Here is a 16763-nt window from a genome sequence, read left to right on the forward strand (position 1 = left end):
GGATTGGCTTATGCCAATCCCTCTTTATTAATGTGCGTTCGATTTTGATTCCAATTTTAGCTTTTCATTTAACAACAAAGCTTCTGCAACTGCTTGTTCGTCTTTCACAACGTCACCTGGTCTTCTGCCTTGACCGATAATGTAAGTAGAAAAGTTAATGGAGAGAAAATCAAATGTGTATTTAAATTGCTGGATTAGCGGCAATGCTTTAATGCGTGGAATGTCGCCACCCACTGTTACTACAATTGCGTTAACAGTCTTTAAGTGTTCCTTCAAATCTGGATAACGCTCGTCACGGATGGCTTGGCTGAGGCGGTCAATCATGTTTTTCATTAATCCAGTCATGCTATACCAATAAACAGGTGTAGAGAAAATCAATACATCACTTTCTAGGATGGCTTCAATGATTTGATCATAATCGTCAGCAACTGGTCTAAAACCTTTCATATCATGTCTCAAATCATGGATAGGTTTAATCATAATATCTTTTAAATAGATGCGTCTGTGAGTTACATTTTTTGTTACGATATCAGTGAGAATTTCTGTATTACCATTAGCGCGAGAACTTCCTATAAAGGTAGTGATTTTCATACAATTTCTCCTTTCTATCGTTCTTATTCTCTATTATAACTTAATAAAGTTTTAAATTGTTAGAAATTTCAAAAAGTGGACAAAAAGAATCACAAACATATCGAATAAAAAAAGGCTTAGCTGGCCACTCTGAGAGAAAGGAGTGTTTTAAATGAAATTATTAAAAAATACTTGGCCTATGTTAGTCGTGCTTCTCATTCTAACCGGGTGTTCGACAAACAAACAAAAAGTAGACAACTTAAAACCAGTAAGTGGAGAAAAAAATACAACCATTCACGCAACGGCTAAGTTTATTAATACAGAAGGTAAAGAGTTAGGGAAAGCGAATTTGACAGAAAATGAAAAGGGCGTACAAATCGATTTGAAGTTACAGGGTTTACCACCAGGAGACCATGGGATCCATATTCATGAAAAAGGGATATGTGAGAAACCAACATTCGAATCTGCAGGAAGTCATTTTAATCCAACTCACAAAGTTCACGGATACTACAACGCAAAAGGTTATCATTTAGGCGATCTTCCAAATATACAAGTGGAAGAGGATGGAACAGTAGATGTAGGTTTTGCGACCAAGGCCTTCACCTTAAAAGAGGGAGCGCATAATACATTGTTTGACAAGGATGGAAGTGCGTTTGTTATTCACGAAAAAGCAGATGACTATAAAACTGATCCGAGCGGTAATTCAGGCGCACGAATTGCTTGCGGAGTAATTGAAAAAAATAATTAACATCTTAAAAAAGCTAAGGTCATATCATTTTGACTACCAGACGAGAGAGCGACAAAGCCACCTTCAAGCTGTCGCTCATTATTCTCAATAAGTAAAGACGATTAAGTATGTTGTTTCAACAACGGAGACCATGATAAGCTGTCGGTTGGTTGCGTCTTGATGTCGAAGAAAATGTGTAGTTACTTATATCTAGTGTTATCCGTTAAGGATTAGAACTTTTTCTAGAAAATATGGGTGATAACATTATAAAAAAATCAGTAATAGTCTTCTGCGTAAAGAAGAATATTTATTTAACCAAAATAAAAACCGCTTGAATATTACCATTCAAGCGGTTTTTTTTATTTAATAAGTCTGTAATACGAATGCTTTAAGCAAATCATCGTATTCGCTATTCATATCTTGGTCTGTCTTTTGAATTGTCCATTTACCATCTGCTTCTTTTAAAATGAGTGCATATTCACGACTATCATCTTTCAAACTCGTATTGTTCATAATTTGATCAATACGGCTAAATGTGTAATTTAAAGCATCTTCTTGAGCTTTTTTATATTCTTTATAGCTATATTTATTTTGGTTTTTCTTAGCAAATTGTTCGCTTACTTTTCGAGATTGTTTATAAAGATCTGATGTGTCGAAATTTTTAAAGCTAACATTTATTTTAGCTTGTTTTGAATCACCATAAGCGATTTTATAAGTAGGCTCAATTTTTTTATTTAAAGCGTTTCGGTATTTTTCAATAAACATTTTTTCCAAACGCATGGATGGTGTAAACTCACCAAAGCCTTCCTTCAATTGATTGGCAAGTTCTTCATCAAACTTTTGGCTGTCTGCTAAGACATCATTTGTGAGTAAGGATTTAAAATCTGGATTGTCATTGCTTAAGAAAACTTGATCAACATAAGCTGCTACAGCTTTCTTGGCATTCTCTGAATCATTTTTATACTTCGACGGATCCACTGATACTACTAACTCTTTATGTTTCTCACCTTTGTCATCATAAATGCGCGGTTGATAATGAAGCTCATACTTTTCTTCTTTATTGACAGGGTAAAAGAGGTCACCACTCGCTTTTTTCTCAGGAGAGATACTTCCTGATAGTTCTTTAAAAGATTCTTCATCCGGTGGATTTACATAGACAGAGTCAATTTTTTCATCATCTTTACTACCATATAAACTAAAGTTTGAAGAATTTACTGGGATTTCATTTTTAGATTTATTTTGGACTGTCACATTTAATTTGAGATATGTCTTTTCCTCGGTTTCATCATACTTGGTAATTGTTACATATTCTCCAGAATTAACTTTAAACGCAATATCACTCGCTTCGCTTCCAGATTTGTTTGTTTTTTTGCTGCTTCCACATGCCGCTAAGGCAAGGGTAAGAATAGCCAATAGGCTTAGCAGCCACCAATTCTTTCTGTTAATAGGAAACCCCTCCGTTTTCTTTTTAATTTGCTGAACCAAATGGTAACCAATCTTTCACAATAGAATCATCATTCTAAGGTATTCAACTGCAAAATTTTTGTGAAATGCTTATAAATAAGCAGTGAAAGGGTATGGATTCTTCTAGTTGCCGTATGTATTTGTTCGTATTCCGCCCCTTGAGAAAAGAGACCTTCACTCTCATGAAAGTCTCTTATACATGTCTTGCACGGATGTATGTGAGTAATAGAGAAGCACTAGCCTAGCCAGGATAGCGCTCTTCACTTGAAGAGGTATCCTTTGTATGATGGTTGTGTTTTTCATCTTCAACTTGTTGATTTAACTCCTCCATTGGGATGGGATCAACCGTTTGCATTTCAGGGTCTTTGTCATAGATACTTTCTTTATCAGACTTTACTTCATCTGGTGTATCTAATGGTCCTTCTTTTAAATTTTCGGCTTTGTCATTTTTTTTCATTTTCATCATCCTTTCTTACTTTACATATAGCCTCAATTCAAAAAGTTAAACCATTTTTTAAACAGAATTCGGCAATTTTTGTGTGTAATCGGTAATAGTGGTGATCAGCTGATGGTTTCCTATAAAGGATAAAATGTATTACTTCTAAATTCTAGTTTTTCTTATAAAATAGTGTAAAATAGAGAAAAAAGAAACAGTACTAAAAACTCTATTTATACTAAAATACTCAGAGGTAGGTGAGTACAAATTGCCAATTTACAATAAATTAGTCCGAGATTTTATCCCGCAAATCATCGAAGGAAAAGGGGAAAAATGTATAGTTGAACAATTAAGTGAACAAGAGTTACTACAGAAAATGAAGCAAAAATTCATAGAGGAAGCCTATGAAGTAAACGAAGCAAAAAATAGGGAAGAGATGAAGGAAGAATTGGCAGACCTTTTGGAACTTATACATACAGCATTAGAAGTTTATAATATTTCATTGAAAGAATTGGAAGAATCACGTTTAGCTAAAGCTGAAAAAAGTGGACGTTTTTCAAAAGGTATTTATTTGGTTGAGGTGCTAGATGAGTAGAATATATAGATAGATTAAAATGCTAAATTAAAAATTTTTAAAAAACATTGACAATTCTATTTATTGCGTTATTATATACTTATACAAACTTAATATGTTGATTTTCTTATCCAGAGAGGTGGAGGGACTGGCCCTTTGAAGCCTCGGCAGCGGACTATTATAGTACTGTGCCAATTCCAGTAGCGTAAAGCTAGCAGATAAGAGGAGCGTTTTTTTTCGTATGGTATTCCAACCCTCTTCTTATTCATTAAGAAGAGGGTTTTTCTATTTAGAGGATAGAAGAGTTGGAGTCAATTAGTCAATTAACTAAATGAAACTAAGGGAGAGATTTTGATGACAAAGACGTTAGTAAAAGCACCATTTAGAGCTGATCATGTAGGTAGTTTATTAAGACCAGAAAGCATTCACCAAGCACGTAAGGACTATCAAGAAGGTAACATATCCGCAGAACAATTACATCAGATTGAGACGGAAGAGATCAAAAAAGCGGTGGACAAACAGATTGATGTCGGTTTACAAGCAGTAACTGATGGAGAGTTTCGACGTAGATTTTGGCATACAGATTTTCTTGAACATTTAAATGGTGTTGAAGGATATGTCCCAGAATACGGCTTCCAATTTAAAGGAGAAGAAACAGAAAAATATGATGTTCGTAATAACGGAAAGATTTCTTTTAACTCAAATCATCCGCATATTCAAGATTTTCTAGAGTTCAAAGAAATTGTAGGAGATCGGGCAATTCCAAAACAAACGATACCGAGCCCAAACCAATTATTCAATGCTGGCATTAGAAACCTTGACATTTATCCAGATATCGAGGAATATGCGAGCGATATAATCCAAACTTACCGGGATGCAATCCAAGCCTTCTATGAAGCAGGTTGTCGTTATTTGCAACTGGATGATGTCTATATTGCGGGACTGAATGCTGAGAATATTCCATTTAACGACAGTGGATATTCACGTGAAGAATTGATTAACCTTGCGCTTCGGGTAGCAAATGGAGTGTTAGAAGGCAAACCGGAAGATTTAATAGTAACGACACACTTATGCCGGGGGAATTATCGTTCAAAATGGGCATTTGAAGGAAGTTATGCTAAAATTGCTCCAACTTTGTTCGCAAATGAAAAAGTGGACGGATTTTTCTTAGAATATGATGACAATCGTTCTGGCGACTTCACACCACTAACCTATATTCCAAAGGGAGGGCCGCAAGTAGTGCTTGGAGTATTTACTTCAAAATTTGGCGAGTTGGAAGACAAGGAAAACATCAAAGCTCGTGTAGAAGAAGCAACACAATTTGTACCACTCGAGCAGCTATGTATTAGCCCGCAGTGTGGGTTCGCTTCAACCCATCATGGTAATATTCTAACGGAAGAAGAACAATGGGCAAAATTAAAGTTTATTGTTGATATATCAAAAGAGATTTGGGGCTAAGGTATTGGGAACAGCTAGTAAAGCTGTTCCTTATTTTGATTCATAGATGGCTTTACTGATTTAGCTTGGAGTCTAATTCAATTTTAGGGTTAATACTTTTTAGAGTAGCTAAAAATTGCAGCTGCTCCTTTGGAGATGCAAGTGCCATTTTATTGTCTGCGTCATAAATGATCTCCAATCGATCTATTGAAAGGGCAGGGGCAGCAAGCAGATTTTTGGTTTTAGAAATTGTTTTAATCTCTTTGATAGGAACTTTCTTTTTGAAGGGGCCATTTCGAATAATCAGGTAGCTTTGATTAACTTTATATCCTGTACAAAACCAACCCCATATGAGCAAAATTGCTAACGGTACAGTAAAAACAAGGACTACATAATCCCTTCCTGCAACAAGAGGTGCGAAACAAGCAATGATTGTACCCCAATATAAAGGGTATTGCCATAAATCTTTTTTAGATGGGTAATACATCTGATAAATCCTTTCGCTAATTTATTTTTAAGACATTCATATATGGAAATTAATTCTTTATATTACTTTATCAAATGTAGACCCGCATTTCATTCTATTTTAGTTCCAATAATAATATGAAAATTCTTTGCATTCCCTTATACTAATAGAAAGATACATACAATACATGGGGGTGTCCAAATTGAAAACACGAGTAACCGAGATTCTTGGTATTAAGTATCCCATTGTCCAAGGTGGCCTTGCTTATTTGGCTTACGCCGATTTATGCGCTGCGGTTTCAAATGCTGGCGGTCTAGGACAGATTACAGCCGCTACTTTGGGATCTAAGGAAAAACTTCGAGATGAAATCCGAAAAGTGCGTACATTAACAGATCGTCCTTTTGGCGTCAACTTCGCTATTTCAAAACATCAAAATGCATATGAAGAGCTTTTAGAAACCGCAATTGAAGAGAAAGTACCTGCTATTTCTATTACAGGTGGTAATCCAGCACCAGTGTTAAAACGCGTTAAAAATGAAGATATTCGCACTCTAGTCTTGGTTTCAGGAGTAAGGCAAGCTCAGAAAGCGGAAGAACTAGGAGCAGATATATTGATGGCAGTTGGTCAAGAAGGTGGCGGCCATTTAGGACGCGAAGATATTGGCACAATAGTTCTTGTACCGCGCGTTGTTGAATCCGTATCTATTCCTGTTCTTGCTAGTGGCGGTATTGGCGATGGTAGAGGATTGCTTGCAGGCCTCTCGCTTGGTGCTGAAGGTATTGAAATGGGTACACGTTTTATCGCCACTAAAGAATGCGTCCATGCAAGTGAAGTGTATAAGCAAGCGATTATTCACGGAAAAGAAACAGATACTATCGTAATCAAGCGGTCACTTGGTGCTCCTGCTCGCACCATTAAATCTCCTTTCACAGAAAAAATACTTCAAAAAGAAGAAAGCGGAGCAACTTATGAAGATTTGAAAGAAATGATTAGTGGTGAAGCGAATTGCAAATATATTTATGATGGCGAGCAAGAAAGTGGTTTTGGCTGGGCTGGCCAAGTAATTGGTTTGATTGATCATGTGCCGTCTGTCGCTCAACTATTTGACGAGGTGATAGAAACAGCAGTGAGCGGGCAAAAACGATTAGCACGAATTTTAGGCGAGTAGCCTATTGCAGCCTCTTTATTAGAGGCTTTTTGTGTTAGGTGAGCTGCTATATCATAATTAATCTGTATATTGGTGACAATAGGCTTAAAAAGATAAAATGATGGAGGTTACAATGAAAATTACAATCGAATGGACTTACAAAATTCCACGTGGTGGTATGGAGACAGTCTTTCGCTCTGATCAAATGGAAGCTGGTAAAGCACTTAAAATGGCAGAAGATATTGAGAAAACAGGACGTATTAAAAATTTACTGTTGATAGACCCACATGGTAGTACATGGACAATGAAAGAGTTAAAACGCTATTTGAAAGAAATTGAAGAGGAGCCACACAATATTACAGTGTATTTTGACGGCGGATATGATTTAAAAACTGCGGTTTCGGGACTTGGTTGTGCTATCTACTTTGAACAAAATGGCAAACAAAAACGACTGCGAAGAAACGTACAGGCTGTTGGTCATAAATCAAACAATGAGGCAGAGTATGCAGCGCTACATTTGAGCATTATCGAATTGGAACTTTTAAATGTACATCATATGAATGTACGCTTTTTGGGAGATTCACAAGTCGTAATCAATCAAATGAGTGGTGAATGGGCAGTACTCGAACCGAATTTACTAAGTTTTACAGATCGTATAGATGCAGCGTTAAAAAAACTAGGCATTGAGGCAGAGTATGAACATATATCACGCAAAATGAATGGAGAAGCAGATCGTCTTGCTTCACAAGCATTGCAAGGCATTGAAATTGCCGCACAAGTAGAATATGTATTAGAAAGCGATTAATCATAAAAACAAACATTAAGAAAAAGAGTGAGTAGCTTGAAAGTTTTAATAATAGATGATGAAGAAAAAATAACAGATGTCTTAACATCTTATTTTGAAAGGAACGGAGATCAAACCTATGTAGCGAATACAGGAGAACAGGCTATTGAGATTATGGACAGTATACCGCTTGATATGATTATTTTAGATTTAATGCTACCGGATATAGATGGGGAAGAAATCTGTCGGTATGCCAAATTGAACTATCAAATACCCGTCATCATGCTGACAGCCAAAATATCAATTGAAGATAAGGTGAACGGCTTTAACAGTGGTGCAGATGATTATGTGGTAAAACCATTTCATCCAAAAGAGATACTGATTAGGGCTGAAAGACTGCTTCCCTTAAAAACACAGCAAGATGTGATTAGATTTGGAGACCTAACTATTCTTAAAGAATTGAATACAGTTAAGAGACAGGAGGAAATGATACAACTAACACAGCATGAAGCAACGATTTTATGCTTGCTTGCTGAAAATCCTAAAAAGGTATATAGCCGGGATGATTTACTGTACAAAATGGTTGGTGGTGTACAAGATAATAATCCGCGTGTTGTTGACCAGCATATAAAAAATCTCCGTAAAAAGCTGAACAATGACTATATACAAACAGTTTTTGGTATTGGTTACAAGATGAACGAAATGGCGGATGGGCATGAAATTTAATATAAGAATCGCCTTAATTATTGCTGCATTTTCATTAACAATGCTTCTTATAATCACTGCTATCCTGTTATATAAAGGCCATGAACATTTAATGATGTTAAAACTTAAAGATGCAGAAGAAGTTATTCATCATTTTGACATGGCGCTTGCTGAAACAGCTGTCTGGTCAATCGGTTTGTTGTTTATCATTATTTTGGTATCCAGTTTTTTCATAGCTCGGACTTTGACTAAGCCAATTCAAGAGCTGAATCATTTTGCTTTACAGTTAGTCAAAGGGAAAAGAGATTTGAATATTACCTATACTATTGATGATCAGATTGGCCAATTAGGACAGTCCTTGAAAACATTAGATAAAACATTGAGTGTTTATGAGGTTCGGCGAAAAGAAATGACACAAGATTTAGCCCACGAAATTCGTAATCCTTTAGCATCCGTTAAGAGTTATTTGAGCGCTTTTGAGGATGGCGTATGGAAGGCAACTCCTAAAAGGCTTGAAGGGTGTATTGAAGAAATTGATCGCCTTATCCTGCTGGTAGGTGAGCTGGATACATTAAATGATATTAATAGTCCAACTTTTAAAATCAACAAGCAACTTCATCAGGTTGCTCCCATTATAGAGAGTGCTGTCATATCTCTTGCAAGTGAACTGCTTGAAAAAAAAATAGAAGTAAATTTGACGCTGGACCAGAGTATTTTTGCTTCTGTCGATTCATTACGCTTAAATCAAATCCTGCATAATATCATCAAGAATGCCCTTTTGCACCTTCCGGTAAAAGGGAATCTTGCTATTCAGTTGTTGAATAAATCACAAGATGAACTTCAAATAATTATCTCAGATAACGGAAGCGGTATGGACGAAGAAACATCCAGCAAATTATTTGAACGACATTATAGAGGGCAAAATAATTATAAAGGTTCTGGAATTGGCATGACGATCACGAAAAAGCTAGTCGAAGCACATGGTGGACAAGTTTTTGTCAAAAGTCTTCTAGATAAAGGTACTACATTTACGATTTCTCTACCTATTTCTTCATAATTTCTACATATGTTTACGATATCTTTGACATGTTAATAGAAGTAGATAGAGGAGGAATTTAAATTGAATAAAAAATGGACCATGGGATTCTTATCCCTTACAACTGCATTTGCATTAGTAGCATGCAATGATCAACAAGGCGACCAAAAGAAAGGAGAGCAAGCAAAGACAACTGAACAACAGAATACGAATTCCGATCATATGAATATGGATCACTCTAGTTCTGGAGAAGTACCAACTGGATTGCAAGAAGCTAAAAATCCAACATTTAAAATAGGCTCCAAAGCGATTATGCATACCAACCATATGCCTGGAATGGAGGGAGCGAAAGCAACAATTGTTGGAGCATATGATACAACAGTGTATGCTGTTTCTTATAAGCCAACAGATGGTGGAAAAGAAGTGAAAAATCATAAATGGGTCATCCAGCAAGAAATCAAAGATGCGGACAATAAAAAGTTTGTAAAGGGTGACGAAGTTACAATAGAAGCAGATCATATGAAAGGTATGAAGGGTGCAAAAGGAACTATTGAATCTTCGAAAGATACAACTGTATATATGGTTGACTATACGCCGACAACTGGAGGCAAAGAAATGAAAAACCATAAATGGGTTACAGAGGATGAACTAGCTGAAGAATAGATGGATAAACTCTCCAGCCATAATTAAGGTTGGAGGGTTTTTGTGTTTATGATAATAAGAGATGGGAATACTAAAAATGAGTGCAGATTATATTAATTACAGGAGGAATTTTAATGACATATGAAGAGTGTATACAAGCGTGTATTGATTGCATGGAAGCATGCAATCGTTGTTATGATGCGTGCTTGAAAGAAGAAAATGTAAAAATGATGGTGGAGTGTATTCGAACGGACCGTGAATGTGCTGATATTTGTGCACTTGCAATTAAATCAATGCAATCTAATAGTCCATTTGCAGCGCAAATCTGTAAACTATGTGCGGAAATATGTGAAGCATGCGGAAATGAATGTAAAAAACATGACCATCAACACTGTCAAGAATGTGCAGAGGCTTGCTATCGATGCGCCGAAGCTTGCCGGAGCATGGCAAAATAACTTTCCTTTAAGTGAGAGCTAGAGTACCTCTAGCTCTTCTTGTTGTTTGTGTATAAAAACAAAGGTATTAAACTCTGTTTAATGATCCTCGTCGTCTTTTTACATTGTTTTTTATTGAAAGAAATAAAATATAGATGATTGTACATACTACCCATATCAAAATTATGGGAGGAAAAAATGATTAAGAAACCATTTATACTAGCGTGTATTTTACTGACAGTTTTAGTGCTTGCTGCTTGTGGCAATAGCGATACAAAAAAAGTAAACAAAAATATAAATTTAGCTCCAGATGATCATTTAAATATGGAAACTAAACATTCCGTTACGGAAAATACCGATGTGGAAGATTACAACACAGGGATTGTCCCTCCAAACATAAAAAAAGCTTCGACACCAGCATATCCTGTCGGTAGTCGAGTAGCTGTATTGGCTACCCATAAAGAAGGGATGAAAGGAGCAAAAGGTACTGTTGTGGGTGCTTATGATTCAACAGCTTACCAGGTAGATTATGCAAAAACATCGGATGTTCGAGAAGTAAAGGGCTACAAATGGATTGTGCAAGAAGAGATACAAAAATCGAACGATAAACTGTTGCAACCAGGAGAACATGTCACGTTAGAAGCGGATCATTTACCAGGAATGAGGGGCGCAAGAGCAAGGATTATCTCGGGCAAAAAAACAAACGTCTACATGATTAATTATCAACTGACTACAGGAGAAGCGAAAGAAAGAAACTATAAATGGGTAATAGAAAGCGAATTAATGAAAGAACAATAACTATTTTTATTAATCAATGACCATAGAATTACAATTTTATAGTTTACTAAAAGTAAATGAAAAAGTAGAGCAAATGAAAAAGCGAGAAATGATTGCTCATCCCTCGCTTTTCCTTATGATATATATTTACTTACATTATGTAATGTTATGATATCATATATTTTGCTGAAAAAACAATTATATTCTGTTATTCTTGAAAGAAAAGTCGTATTGGGAAAATGGAATGAAGTAATATCCATCATGTTTGTTTTTGAATATACGCCCAAAGTCATTCAACTAAGTAATCATTCTTCAAATAATTCGTCCGCCAAATTATCAATTTCTGTTTTTAACTGTTTAGCTCCTTCGGCATCTATGGAAATAGTGTCATTCTCGATTATCAATAAATCACCTACTTGTACATCCTTTGGTAATATTTTTTTAGGGTAGTCCACAGTTACTCCATCTATTTCAATGACAGCTAAATCTCCCTCAAATCGATCCACAATTCCTTTTTGCACTTATTTTTCCTCCTTTACACTTATATTCTTCCCATTACTGCTAAATGTAATTGTGCCATCTTCGTCTGTTCTGTAAATTTTAGCATGAGCTTTTTTTAAGCGGTTGAGTGCCTCTGATGTTGGATGATCATAACGGTTATCTGTACCCACGCTAATGGCAGCATATGTTGGCTTTGCTTGTGATAAGAAATTAGCATTTGTTGCTTCTTTTGCACCATGATGGCTAACTTTTAACACATCCACTTTAGAAATCAAATGAGCAGCCAACATATCTTCTTCGGCTCTTGTTTCCGCATCTCCTGTAAATAAAAATTTATTTACACCGTATTGCATGAGTAGTACTGCACTCCAATCGTTTAGATCACTCTGTACATATTCTTTTGTAGGACCAATGAATTGAAGCTTAAGCATACTTTCTTCAACAGGAATTGATATACCTTCTTTTGCTACATGTATTTTTAGTTGTTTAGCTTTTACGGATTGTAGAAAGTTCCGATAAGCAAAGGTTGTATGTGTTACACGAGGAGCAAAGACGGATTTAACAGGAAAAGCGTCTATAACATCTGCTAAGCCACCAATATGGTCAGCGTCCGGATGAGTTGAGATAACTGCATTCAATTGTTTAACATTAAATTTTTTAAGATATTGTATAACATTTTCACCTTGTCCTTTATTGCCGCCGTCAATTAGTATGTTGTCCTTTGTTGATTGAATTAGAATAGCATCTCCTTGGCCAATATCTAAAATATGTACCTTTACTTGTTCAGCAGAATCAAATTGATTGGGAGTTGGGTTCCCGTTTACTGGCTGTTTTGTTAATTCCGAGCACCCGGTAAGGACTAATAACCCTACTAGTACAAAGTAGAGTATGAGTTGATATTTTTTTGTCATGTTTTCATTTCCTCCTTCCTTTTTACTTTAATGACACAACTAAAAAAGAGCAAAACATACGTTTGCTCTTTATAACTTAATTTAGTTTATTTTCATCGTCTGTCTTTTTGGTGACAGTAACTTCATCTCGTAAATCTTGTGTTGAGTTTTTAAATTCCCGAATAGTATCACCAGCTGCTTTGCCGATTTGAGGTAATTTGGAAGGTCCGAATACAATCAATGCAATGATAAGAATAACGATTAATCCGGGCACACCGATACTAGCTAGTCCCATAAGAAACCCTCCTATTAATATAAAATTGCTATTGCTTGCTTTTAGTATACCCCCAATCGACAGATATGAAACACACAGCTAGAAAAAAGTTTTATTGAATTTGTTGTAACTCATGTTCAATTCTTTTTTTCTCTTCTATTAATGCGTCTGCAGGCAGCATAGCTTCATAACGCATATCCACATACTTTTGCTGGATTGCCATATATTCTGTTTGTATCTTCTCGATTGCTATATGAATGTCATTAATTAATGGAGCTATTTTTTCTTTGTCTTCTTCAAGCATAATATATTCGTCATTATTTAACATCACTTCTACTTTAAAGCGTTCTTTTTCAATAGAAAGGTTAAAAAACAATTCAGCAAGATGATGTTTAAAATGTTTTTGATACGCTTTTTTTATTGGACTGCTTTCAGGCAAATCCTGAAATAACTTTCCGATTGTTGCCCTGTTTTCAAATATCTCATCATAATCAATTAAACCAATTTTCTTTAGAAAACGAGTGAATTCAATATCAAACTTAGATTGAATAACCCTTAATTCTGCATCTAAATACTTTAACTTGTCTTCATTGCGCAGCATTCTTTTACGCAGTTCACTTTGTTTCATAGATATGCCTCCTTTTTCCAACAATACTATCATATCAGATATAGCCATATCCATATGCACCGAAGGTTTTGAAAAAAAGAATACCGGAAAAATACTCATAAGAATAATGAAAGATGGAAATAGCTGATAAAAAGCTAAGAAGAAGGTGATGTGGTGAAGTGGCTAAAATGGAGCAGTATGTGTTTTATTTTGATGCTTTTTGGTTGTATGGCACCCAATCATTCTGTCCAAACAGGCGCAGTCGACAAAACTGGAACATTACAATTAGTAAAATCTATACGTGATGAGGAAGTATATCAAAAAGGGAAAGAACTATTTGATAATGGGGGAAGTATAAAGATGTCAGAAAAGGAATTGGCAACTTTAAAACCATACTACATTCAATTTAGAGATGATAATCAAAACTCAGTAGTGAGTAATTACTCCGTATGGATAGATAGAAAAAAAGACCGCGTATTTTTTACAGACTATCAGCGTCCATATTCTTATTATCAGGTAGAAGATGAAGATAAAGAATTTCTTACAAAGCTACTCTCAAAAACTGATCTAGCTAAGGAATGATATACTAGTAAGAAAAAGTGGAGTGTAGAAAAAGATGTGGATTTGGTATGTGGTTAGTTTAGTTATCAGTTTATTTGTGACTTTTATTATTTTCAAGATAACGCATGTTGTATTGTTTGTTTTCCCCCCATTGGCTGTCATTCTTGTTCACTTATACTACAAGAGAAAACCTAACAATAGAAAGTAGATAAAACCCTTTATTGAGGCTCAAATAAAAAATTGAGCCTCTTTTTGTGTAAAGAAACCGATAAAATAAACAATATGATCTCTAATATCAAAAATATTTAAATTAGTGAAAAAATAATCAAATTATCTGTTAAAATTATAACTAACTACAAATATATGGAGGAAAAAGAGTGAAACCAAAGGATTGGTTAATTATAACTGTTACTATCGCCATTGAGGCAGCAATTACTTTCTTTGCAGCTAATAAATTTTCTGTACGTTTCATCGAAGTTATGTTCTTTATAGGTTTGGCTTGTACTATTATCATCTACTATTTTTCTAGCAGTGGAGGTAGGGCTTCTGAAATTCGTTCGGCTCAATTGCGAGGTGAGACGGGCTATATTCAAAAAAGTGAGCCTTTTGTGTTCAAAAGAGGTCCAGTTTTTAATGCTTCTATTTTATATTTATTGATCGGGTTACTATTATTTATTTTGCTTATTTCGGGTGTAATTCCTCCAGCTGGTAATTAATAATCTAGGAAGAACCTTCGAGAGAAAGATAGTTAAGGAGAGTTTAAGTGAATAAAGAGAACGAATATACGAAAATAAATTCGGCGCTCGTTTGATAGCGTATTGAAAACAATAATGGTATTGAGCAGATTGTAGAGGTAGGGGAGAGAGCTTTGATTAAAAATCAAATTGAATATTATGAAAAGGCATCAAGGCGTTTTAATCCACTAAAACACTTTCAAATGCGTACTCAGGAAATGGAGAATAAATCGAATTATGGAGTGAGAACTGCTTCAAAGTGGAATGAAATTATAGGGCAGGATCTAAAGGATGAGATTTACCCAGTAGTCCATCCATTTGGACAAGAGACATTCTCATTGTATGCAGTGTTTCCAACAGGGATATTTGAATATGCCTTAGATATAGATGGTGCTACTTCGCTTATAAAAAAAGAAGGTATCAACCCAACAATTTTTAATCCAACTCAAATTATTGCTTCGGTTGACGAAGGGAATATAAATAAAGACTTGAATAACATAAAAACGAATCATAAAAATCCTGTCATGATACTTCAAAGTCAGCGTTTAACGGGGAATATGCCTCATTGTATCAATGGCAATCATCGTATTTTTAAAGTTCATCGAAATAATGAAAAGTCAATTGAAGTGTACCATTTTAAAGACTTAGAATTTGTCCCATTTTTCTATGATAATCTAAGCAAGGCGATGTACTATTTGGAAATGGATTTTAATAATGTAATCAATGATAAAAGAGACTTTTTGAAAGATCCCTATGGTGCTTTTGCAGATGCTTTTTAAGATAAGATTTGGTGGATTTAAGAAGTATTAAGCAAATGAGTAATTGATATAAAAAAATATAAGAAATGGTGTTGAACAATGTTTTTTATTCAAATGTCTGGCTTCCCTGGCTCTGGGAAGTCCACACTATCTCGACAAATTGCTAAGAGAACAGGTGCAGTCATAATAGACCATGACATTGTAAAATCTGCTTTATTAAATTCGATAGAGAATATTCCGGTTGATGTCAAAACAGGTAAGATATCATACAATATTGATTGGTCTTTAATTGAATTTCATTTATCTCAAGGCCAAAATGTAATTTTTGATAGCCCCTGCCTTTATAAAGAAATAGTTGATAAAGGAATAGGTTTGTCTAAAAAGTATAGCGTGAAATATAAATACATTGAGTGCTACCTTAATAACTTTAATGAAATTAATTATAGATTAATAAAACGAGAAAGCATGACAAGTCAAATTAGAGGGATACGTTCTGAAGAGGCTTTTAAAAAAACCTTAGAAAGTAGCAAAAAGCCAACTGATTATGAATACCTGATTGTAGATACTGGCAAAACTATAGAAAGCTATATGGATAAGGTTATTAATTATATTAACGAATGAATTAAATTCTTTCTTTGTATAATAGAAGTGATAGATATTTTTTTGGCTGTCAATCTAATGATAACAAAAGTGAAATAGAAAAAAGAAAAGCATTCATATGAATGCTTTTTTAACAGATATTTTCTTTATCATTGATATCCTTCACTACATCCTCTAAAGTAAGACTATTTAATACCTTCTCCATTGCTGATTGGGCTGTTATAAATAAAGGTTCAATTGTACTTTGGATGTTCTTTCCTACTGGACATTCGGGATTTGGATTGTCATGTATAGAAAACAGCTCTTTCTCCTGAACCACATTCACTGCTTTATAAACATCAAACAGTGTAATGGCAGATAGGTCCTTTGCGAGTTCGGCTCCTGCTATACCAGGTTGGACATTTACCAACCCTGCGGTTTTAAGCATGCCCATAATTTTTCTGATGACAGCTGGATTTGTATTTACACTACCTGCTAAGAATTCTGAAGTACTTCTCTCATTTTTATTGATTGCAATAAGAGCTAATATATGAATGCCTACTGAAAATCGACTACTAATGGACAATATTTTCACCCTTTACTTATAGATGTACCACAATAATACACCTGTAATTCTTTTTATTACAAGTATATTAAGAA

Annotated in this window: 23 protein-coding genes and 1 riboswitch; of the genes, 14 read left to right on the plus strand and 9 right to left on the minus strand. The window is 35.0% G+C overall.

Features of this window, described 5'->3' with window-relative positions:
• Positions 1-27 precede the first annotated feature (27 nt).
• Complete coding sequence (locus RCJ93_RS02925) at positions 28-591, minus strand: flavodoxin family protein (RefSeq protein ID WP_150284511.1); 564 nt, start codon at positions 589-591, stop codon at positions 28-30.
• Between the two features lie 151 nt (positions 592-742).
• On the opposite strand from RCJ93_RS02925, the gene RCJ93_RS02930 reads away from it, so the two are divergent.
• On the plus strand, positions 743-1318 hold the full coding sequence (locus RCJ93_RS02930) for a superoxide dismutase family protein (RefSeq protein WP_066787473.1): 576 nt from the start codon (positions 743-745) through the stop codon (positions 1316-1318).
• A gap of 342 nt (positions 1319-1660) precedes the next feature.
• Here the strand turns inward: RCJ93_RS02930 and RCJ93_RS02935 are convergent, their stop codons facing one another.
• Both RCJ93_RS02935 and RCJ93_RS02940 read right to left on the minus strand, forming a co-directional pair.
• Positions 1661-2710 carry a DUF4352 domain-containing protein gene (locus tag RCJ93_RS02935; RefSeq protein WP_446738350.1) on the minus strand — a complete coding sequence of 350 codons (1050 nt, stop codon included), beginning with the start codon at positions 2708-2710 and terminating at the stop codon, positions 1661-1663.
• A 292-nt stretch (positions 2711-3002) separates the two neighbouring features.
• Positions 3003-3218 carry a hypothetical protein gene (locus RCJ93_RS02940; RefSeq protein WP_150284509.1) on the minus strand — a complete coding sequence of 72 codons (216 nt, stop codon included), beginning with the start codon at positions 3216-3218 and terminating at the stop codon, positions 3003-3005.
• 247 nt (positions 3219-3465) lie between these two features.
• Between RCJ93_RS02940 and RCJ93_RS02945 the strand changes: the two genes are divergently transcribed.
• Both RCJ93_RS02945 and RCJ93_RS02950 read left to right on the plus strand, forming a co-directional pair.
• The gene (locus RCJ93_RS02945; RefSeq protein ID WP_150284508.1) at positions 3466-3792 is read left to right on the plus strand and encodes a nucleoside triphosphate pyrophosphohydrolase; all 327 of its coding nucleotides are present in this window, start codon (positions 3466-3468) and stop codon (positions 3790-3792) included.
• 103 nt (positions 3793-3895) lie between these two features.
• Positions 3896-3996: riboswitch (SAM riboswitch) on the plus strand.
• A gap of 129 nt (positions 3997-4125) precedes the next feature.
• Positions 4126-5229 carry a 5-methyltetrahydropteroyltriglutamate--homocysteine S-methyltransferase gene (locus RCJ93_RS02950; RefSeq protein ID WP_150284507.1) on the plus strand — a complete coding sequence of 368 codons (1104 nt, stop codon included), beginning with the start codon at positions 4126-4128 and terminating at the stop codon, positions 5227-5229.
• Positions 5230-5281: 52 nt separating this feature from the next.
• Here the strand turns inward: RCJ93_RS02950 and RCJ93_RS02955 are convergent, their stop codons facing one another.
• The gene (locus RCJ93_RS02955; RefSeq protein WP_066787457.1) at positions 5282-5695 is read right to left on the minus strand and encodes a PH domain-containing protein; all 414 of its coding nucleotides are present in this window, start codon (positions 5693-5695) and stop codon (positions 5282-5284) included.
• Between the two features lie 181 nt (positions 5696-5876).
• Here RCJ93_RS02955 and RCJ93_RS02960 point away from each other — a divergent pair, with 181 nt between their 5' ends.
• The 7 genes from RCJ93_RS02960 to RCJ93_RS02990 all read left to right on the plus strand — a co-directional run bounded on the left by RCJ93_RS02960 (position 5877) and on the right by RCJ93_RS02990 (position 11220).
• Positions 5877-6842, plus strand: a complete 966-nt coding sequence (locus RCJ93_RS02960) for an NAD(P)H-dependent flavin oxidoreductase (protein ID WP_446738351.1) — start codon at positions 5877-5879, stop codon at positions 6840-6842.
• A gap of 112 nt (positions 6843-6954) precedes the next feature.
• Positions 6955-7626: a reverse transcriptase-like protein gene (locus RCJ93_RS02965; protein WP_150284505.1), complete on the plus strand. Its 672-nt coding sequence runs from the start codon at positions 6955-6957 to the stop codon at positions 7624-7626.
• Between the two features lie 36 nt (positions 7627-7662).
• Positions 7663-8331, plus strand: a complete 669-nt coding sequence (locus tag RCJ93_RS02970) for a response regulator transcription factor (RefSeq protein WP_446738352.1) — start codon at positions 7663-7665, stop codon at positions 8329-8331.
• On the plus strand, positions 8321-9367 hold the full coding sequence (locus tag RCJ93_RS02975) for a sensor histidine kinase (RefSeq protein WP_446738353.1): 1047 nt from the start codon (positions 8321-8323) through the stop codon (positions 9365-9367). The genes RCJ93_RS02970 and RCJ93_RS02975 overlap by 11 nt, the downstream gene beginning before the upstream one ends.
• A 63-nt stretch (positions 9368-9430) precedes the next feature.
• Positions 9431-10009, plus strand: a complete 579-nt coding sequence (locus RCJ93_RS02980) for a YdhK family protein (RefSeq protein WP_418066807.1) — start codon at positions 9431-9433, stop codon at positions 10007-10009.
• A 113-nt stretch (positions 10010-10122) separates the two neighbouring features.
• Positions 10123-10443 (plus strand): four-helix bundle copper-binding protein, encoded by a 321-nt coding sequence (locus RCJ93_RS02985; RefSeq protein ID WP_066787444.1) that lies wholly within the window; start codon positions 10123-10125, stop codon positions 10441-10443.
• A gap of 177 nt (positions 10444-10620) precedes the next feature.
• Positions 10621-11220, plus strand: coding sequence for a YdhK family protein (locus RCJ93_RS02990; RefSeq protein ID WP_190323417.1), 600 nt, complete (start codon positions 10621-10623; stop codon positions 11218-11220).
• A gap of 284 nt (positions 11221-11504) precedes the next feature.
• Here RCJ93_RS02990 and RCJ93_RS02995 read toward each other — a convergent pair whose 3' ends face one another.
• From RCJ93_RS02995 to RCJ93_RS03010, 4 genes are all read right to left on the minus strand, one after another.
• On the minus strand, positions 11505-11720 hold the full coding sequence (locus RCJ93_RS02995; RefSeq protein ID WP_251646493.1) for a DUF3006 domain-containing protein: 216 nt from the start codon (positions 11718-11720) through the stop codon (positions 11505-11507).
• Positions 11721-12611 (minus strand): ComEC/Rec2 family competence protein, encoded by an 891-nt coding sequence (locus RCJ93_RS03000; protein ID WP_446738354.1) that lies wholly within the window; start codon positions 12609-12611, stop codon positions 11721-11723.
• A gap of 76 nt (positions 12612-12687) precedes the next feature.
• The gene (gene tatA / locus RCJ93_RS03005) at positions 12688-12885 is read right to left on the minus strand and encodes a twin-arginine translocase TatA/TatE family subunit (protein WP_066787432.1); all 198 of its coding nucleotides are present in this window, start codon (positions 12883-12885) and stop codon (positions 12688-12690) included.
• A gap of 91 nt (positions 12886-12976) precedes the next feature.
• Complete coding sequence (locus tag RCJ93_RS03010) at positions 12977-13492, minus strand: hypothetical protein (RefSeq protein ID WP_446738355.1); 516 nt, start codon at positions 13490-13492, stop codon at positions 12977-12979.
• A gap of 153 nt (positions 13493-13645) precedes the next feature.
• On the opposite strand from RCJ93_RS03010, the gene RCJ93_RS03015 reads away from it, so the two are divergent.
• The 4 genes from RCJ93_RS03015 (at position 13646) to RCJ93_RS03030 (ending at position 16145) form a co-directional block, all read left to right on the plus strand.
• On the plus strand, positions 13646-14053 hold the full coding sequence (locus RCJ93_RS03015; protein ID WP_446738356.1) for a hypothetical protein: 408 nt from the start codon (positions 13646-13648) through the stop codon (positions 14051-14053).
• Between the two features lie 356 nt (positions 14054-14409).
• Complete coding sequence (locus RCJ93_RS03020; RefSeq protein WP_150284497.1) at positions 14410-14748, plus strand: hypothetical protein; 339 nt, start codon at positions 14410-14412, stop codon at positions 14746-14748.
• A 152-nt stretch (positions 14749-14900) separates the two neighbouring features.
• Complete coding sequence (locus RCJ93_RS03025; protein ID WP_446738357.1) at positions 14901-15545, plus strand: hypothetical protein; 645 nt, start codon at positions 14901-14903, stop codon at positions 15543-15545.
• Between the two features lie 78 nt (positions 15546-15623).
• On the plus strand, positions 15624-16145 hold the full coding sequence (locus tag RCJ93_RS03030; RefSeq protein WP_251647320.1) for an AAA family ATPase: 522 nt from the start codon (positions 15624-15626) through the stop codon (positions 16143-16145).
• A gap of 109 nt (positions 16146-16254) precedes the next feature.
• On the opposite strand, the gene RCJ93_RS03035 is transcribed toward RCJ93_RS03030, so the two are convergent.
• Positions 16255-16689 (minus strand): Rrf2 family transcriptional regulator, encoded by a 435-nt coding sequence (locus tag RCJ93_RS03035; protein WP_249774324.1) that lies wholly within the window; start codon positions 16687-16689, stop codon positions 16255-16257.
• Positions 16690-16763: the final 74 nt, after the last annotated feature.

Source organism: Rummeliibacillus sp. BSL5, from assembly GCF_052928305.1.